General features: G+C 44.5%; 4 protein-coding genes and 1 pseudogene. 3 read left to right on the top strand and 2 right to left on the bottom strand.

All coding sequences use genetic code 11. The annotated features are described in order from the left end of the window. Positions 1-105: 105 nt before the first annotated feature. Positions 106-1704 (top strand): peptide ligase PGM1-related protein, encoded by a 1599-nt coding sequence (locus F6K20_RS23805; protein ID WP_287296259.1) that lies wholly within the window; start codon positions 106-108, stop codon positions 1702-1704. 313 nt (positions 1705-2017) lie between these two features. Here the strand turns inward: F6K20_RS23805 and F6K20_RS23800 are convergent, their stop codons facing one another. Both F6K20_RS23800 and F6K20_RS23795 read right to left on the bottom strand, forming a co-directional pair. Continuing rightward, positions 2018-2629, bottom strand: a complete 612-nt coding sequence (locus F6K20_RS23800) for a cysteine dioxygenase family protein (protein ID WP_287267209.1) — start codon at positions 2627-2629, stop codon at positions 2018-2020. Between the two features lie 394 nt (positions 2630-3023). Beyond that, positions 3024-3326, bottom strand: coding sequence for a hypothetical protein (locus F6K20_RS23795; protein WP_287296257.1), 303 nt, complete (start codon positions 3324-3326; stop codon positions 3024-3026). Positions 3327-3852: 526 nt separating this feature from the next. Between F6K20_RS23795 and petE the strand changes: the two genes are divergently transcribed. Further along, on the top strand, positions 3853-4215 hold the full coding sequence (petE, locus tag F6K20_RS40845) for a plastocyanin (protein ID WP_044492486.1): 363 nt from the start codon (positions 3853-3855) through the stop codon (positions 4213-4215). A gap of 385 nt (positions 4216-4600) precedes the next feature. Then, a pseudogene (locus F6K20_RS23785) lies at positions 4601-5037 on the top strand (hypothetical protein); the annotation flags it as partial.

Genomic DNA, 5037 nt, shown 5'->3' with positions numbered 1-5037 from the left:
TGTTCCCGATTCCCGATTCCCGATTCCCGATTCCCGATTCCCGATTCCCGATTCCCGATTCCCGATTCCCTGGGTGCAGCGCTATAGCTACCATTTTAAAAAACAATGGACAATGTGAAGGATTCTTTCTCTGGGCAAGGGTCAGAGTTTCAGCAACTACAGCACCAATTACGCGATCGCTGGCAGAGTAGTGATCAATTTGACCAAGACGAGCACGATATTCTGGTAGTGCCTTCTGTCAGTGTTGACCAACGGGAACTGCTGAAAGTTGAGGGTTTTTTGCACTACGAAGAACGGTTATTATTTTCCCTAATTCGTCTGCGCAACCCTTACACACGGTTAATTTATGTTACCGCTGTGCCGTTGCCACCGATTGTGATTGATTACTACTTGCAGCTTCTGCCAGGAATTCCTTTCTCCCATGCACGCGATCGCTTACTGCTGTTTTCCACCTATGATGCTTCCCTCAAACCCCTCAGCCAAAAGATTCTAGAACGTCCTCGCTTGATGAAGCGGATTCGTCAAGCCTTACGTCCAGGAAAGTCTTACATGTCTTGTTACAACTCTACTAATCTAGAGCGCGAGATATCCTTAAAATTGAACTTACCCCTACTTGCCCCAGACCCAGATTTGCTTTATTGGGGTAGCAAGAGTGGTAGTCGGCAAATTTTTGCTGACAGTGGTGTCCCCCATCCCGACGGCAGTGAGTTAGTCTGGAGTGTTGATGATTTAGTCGAAGCAACAGCTCAGTTATGGCACAGGCAACCCCAACTGAACAAGATTGTGATTAAACTCAACGAAGGGTTTTCTGGGGAGGGCAATGCTATCTTGGACTTGAAACCACTATCGGAGGTAGGTCCGGGAAATGTTTCCCATACTCAAACAGTAGCGGCTTTGAAAGAAAAGATTGTTCATTTAAGATTTCAAGCTAGTGGGGAAACGTGGGAGAGTTATAGCAGTCGGATACCGGAGTTAGGGGCAATTGCCGAAGCATTTATTGACGGAGAAAAAAAGCGTTCGCCTAGCGTTCAGGCTTATATTACCCCCCATGGCGAGGTCAAAATTCTCTCCACTCACGATCAAATTCTCGGCGGACCAGACGGTCAGATTTATCTAGGTTGTCGATTTCCCGCTGATCCAGGTTATCGCCTACAATTGCAAGATTTGGGACTACGAGTCGGTCAGACCTTAGCGAAAAAAGGAGCAATAGAGCGTTACGGTGTAGATTTTGTGGCTGTTCATCAGCCCGATCGGGATACCTGGGATTTACAAGCTATTGAAATCAACCTGCGCAAAGGCGGTACAACCCATCCCTTTATGACCCTGAAATTCATGACCAATGGTCGCTATGACCTCTCCACTGGTCTTTTTTGCAGTCAGCAGGGTCAACCAAAGCACTATATTGCCACTGATAATTTGCAAAAAGATAGTTACAAAGGGTTAATGCCCAATGACTTGATGGATATTATTGCCTACCATCAACTCCATTTTGATAGCAGCACCAAAACTGGCACTGTATTTCACTTGATGGGCACACTCTCTGAATTTGGCAAACTAGGGTTAACCAGCATTGGAGATTCTCCCCAACAAGCAGAAGAAATCTATAACCAAGTTGTGAGGGTACTGGATCTAGAAACTAAATCCGACAAAGATGCTAATGTCTCAGTTTCCCATCCCAGTATTCCGATTGCTTGGAATAGATAGTAAAGGGAATAGTAGAATTAAGAATGTAGAATTAAAAATGTATAATTTAGAATGAAAAATTGAGAATGGAGAAGTTTAGGGACTTGCATGTAAAAAAAATACCAATTAAAGTAGGGTGGGCAAAGTTCTCTTATCTAGAAGACTCATTTGAACCAAAATATTTTTGCCCACCCTACAAGCTAAAATCTGGTATTTTATTTTTTGGCTACTCCCCTAGGTGCTAACTTAGCAATTATGACAGACAAACTTCAACATGTTATATTTTTTTAATTCTTAATTCTTAATTCTTAATTCTACATTCTCAATTCTTAATTCAAAATATCTTTGCCGTATGGGTTAGTGGATCAAACTCAAATCGCTGGTCGTAGTTTGTTTCCCCGTAAATATTAAAGGTAATTGTTGGTTCATCTCCCATTGCTTCCACACTATGGATTGCATCAGAGGTAAAACTAATAATATCTCCAGGGAATAAGATTTTTTCCCCAACTTGTTCGATGCGATCGCGAAAGTCTGGGTCATCAGTACGCCGCCAAAAGGTGTTTTTTTCTTGCCCACTGATCACCGCTACTACTCCCCATGTACCATGGTTGTGAATCGGAGAAACTTTTCCAGGTAGCCAGACTACATTTTGGACAGTTAAGGGATAATTGATTTCATCATAAATCATTTGCACCGACCAGCCTGGGTCAGGGTTAGGTTCAAGATATTCACCCTGTAGCCAGTAGGAACTAGTGAGTAAACGACGTACCAAGGGACGAATGACTTGGAGCAGTTGGCGCTCATCGTTAATCTGATCGAGACTATCCTCTAGGTCAGTCAGAAACCGATAGAGTCGATAGGGTTTGGTTGACCATTCCCAGTCACTAGGTATTTCACAAGCTTCACAGTTGCCTTGATTCGTCACTAACCAATCACTACTTTCCATACAGTTTACCTAAGCGAGGTTTTCGAGAGATATTTTGTAAGCATTTAGCTATCAGCTATCAGGTTTTAGGTTTTAGGTTTCAGGTTTTAGGTTTCAGCTCTCAGCTCTCAGCTCTCAGCTCTCAGCTCTCAGCTCTCAGCTCTCAGCTCTCAGCTTATGCACATAAGCTGACGATGTTTTTAAGTTACATTTCAATTTACATTTGAATTTACGAAAAAAAGCAATCACAAAATTACCCTTGCTTCAGGAGACAGGGCTGTTTTAAAGTCTGACTGAAATTTGACTGCTGGGAAAGCAGCTAAATCGCTACTAGTCATTTCTCAGCTCTTCCTCAGTCATCTCTCAGGTTTCATTCAGTTTCAAGCAATTCATTTTAAGCCATTTCAATTATTACTCATGTACAATGCAGATAAAAATTAACCTTCATTACAGCAAAGGAGGGAATTGCCATGAAGATTAAGTATTTTGCTACTATCGCTGCTGCCTCAATTGTCACTCTAGGACTGGTAACATCCTGTGGTGGTGGTCCCGCAACCAATACTGCTCCTGGTGAGAGTACTACAGAGCAAGGCAATCCTTGTGCGGGTAAAAAGAATCCTTGTGCGGGTAAAAAGAATCCTTGTGCTGGCAAAAAGAATCCTTGTGCAAGTAAAAAGAATCCTTGTGCCGGTAAATAAGCTTCCTTAACCATTTCCACGGATGATCACTTGCAGGTAGTATGCCCAGGGCATACTACCTGGGCATACTACCTGGGCATACTAGCAGATTACTTAATTGCTGCCTCGCGCTATGTCTGTGCCAGCCGCCTTTCCCTTTACCTGTAGGGCTTCTATGGGATCTGATCATCATCAGTTTGATCATAAGTTTTACCGTTTGTAATATGACAGCTTGTCATATAATTGAACCGTTGACAGTCATGGTTCAATTTTTTTATGAAAAACATAGCATTGAAAAAGCTACTATCACTCCTGGTGGTAACGGTCTGTATCTTAACCTTTACCTATGGTTGCGGTGGCGCAACTACAGCTACTGTTCCTCCAGAAACCACACCTGCCCCAGCTGCTGAAGTTGCCCAAGAGGCCGAATCCCCAGCGGAAACCACTGAGGTGGCTGAAGAAGAACCCGCCCCAGCCGAAGCTACTGAGGTGGCTGAAGAAGAACCCGCCCCAGCCGAAGCTACTGAGGTGGCTGAAGAAGAACCCGCCCCAGCCGAAGCTACTGAGGTGGCTGAAGAAGAACCCACGACCGCTGAACCCACCGAGGTCGCTGAAGCACCTGAGCCTGCTGCTGCAGCTGGTCCAGAAACTCACACTGTAAAAATGGGTACAGACAGTGGGCAACTAAAATTTGAACCAAGTTCTCTTACCATCAAAGCGGGGGAAACTGTCAAGTGGGTGATGAACAACATTGGTCCTCATAATGTTGTTTTTGAGGACGCCCCATCTCTGACTCACAAAAACATGTTGATGGCTAAGGGTTCTTCCTATACATCTACCTTTGATGAGCCTGGTAAATACTCCTACTACTGTGCCCCCCACCGTGGTGCTGGCATGACAGGCGAAATCATTGTTGAAGCTGGATCATAGTAGCACTAGGACTAGGGCTGTTGATCGAGACTTCCAGCAATGTGAAAACCACACAGCTTTTGCTGTGTGGCTCCAATGGGCGTAACCTAATAGACGATCCAGTAACACCCGTCGGAAAATTAGTAGTTACTAGTTTTTGCTACTAACTACCAGAAGATTAACCATTCTAAGACTTAAGCGATCGCAAATCGTGGTAGTTTAGTTAACTTAAATCAAGACTTACCCAGCAACTATAACCCTAGGGTATGACGTAAGGGCGCACAGTGTGCGCCCTTACTGCGCTTCAAGTCAGGAATAAAGAAGTTTGACAGCTTGTCTTTTGACGGAAAGAAAAACATGATCTGACAATCCTGTATGGACTAGCCCACTTGTTTTTTTTAATCTCATGAGACAAATTGCATTGAAAAAGCTATTATCACTGGTTGTGGTAACGGTCTGTGTGTTGACCTTGACCTATGGTTGCGGTGGCGCAACTACAGCTACTGTTCCTCCAGAAACCACACCTGCCCCAACTGCTGCAGTTACCGAAACCGTGGAATCCCCAGCGGAACCCACTGAGGTGGCTGAGGAAGAAACTACTCCTGCTGAACCTACTGAGGTAGCAGAGGAAGAAACTACTCCTGCTGAACCTACTGAGGTAGCAGAGGAAGAAACTACTCCTGCTGAACCTACCGAAGTAGCAGAGGAAGAAACTACTCCTGCTGAAACTACTGAGGTAGCTGTAGCACCTGAGCCTGTTGCTCCCGCTGAACCAGAAGCAGTAGCAGAGGAAGAAACTACTCCTGCTGAACCTGTCGAAGTAGCTGCAGCCATAGATCCAGA

The organism is Moorena sp. SIO2C4 (assembly GCF_010672485.1).
In the GTDB taxonomy this organism is placed as follows: Bacteria; Cyanobacteriota; Cyanobacteriia; order Cyanobacteriales; family Coleofasciculaceae; genus Moorena; species Moorena producens.
Note: the sequence above shows the minus strand (reverse complement) of the source record. Positions and strands in the feature narration are given on the sequence as shown.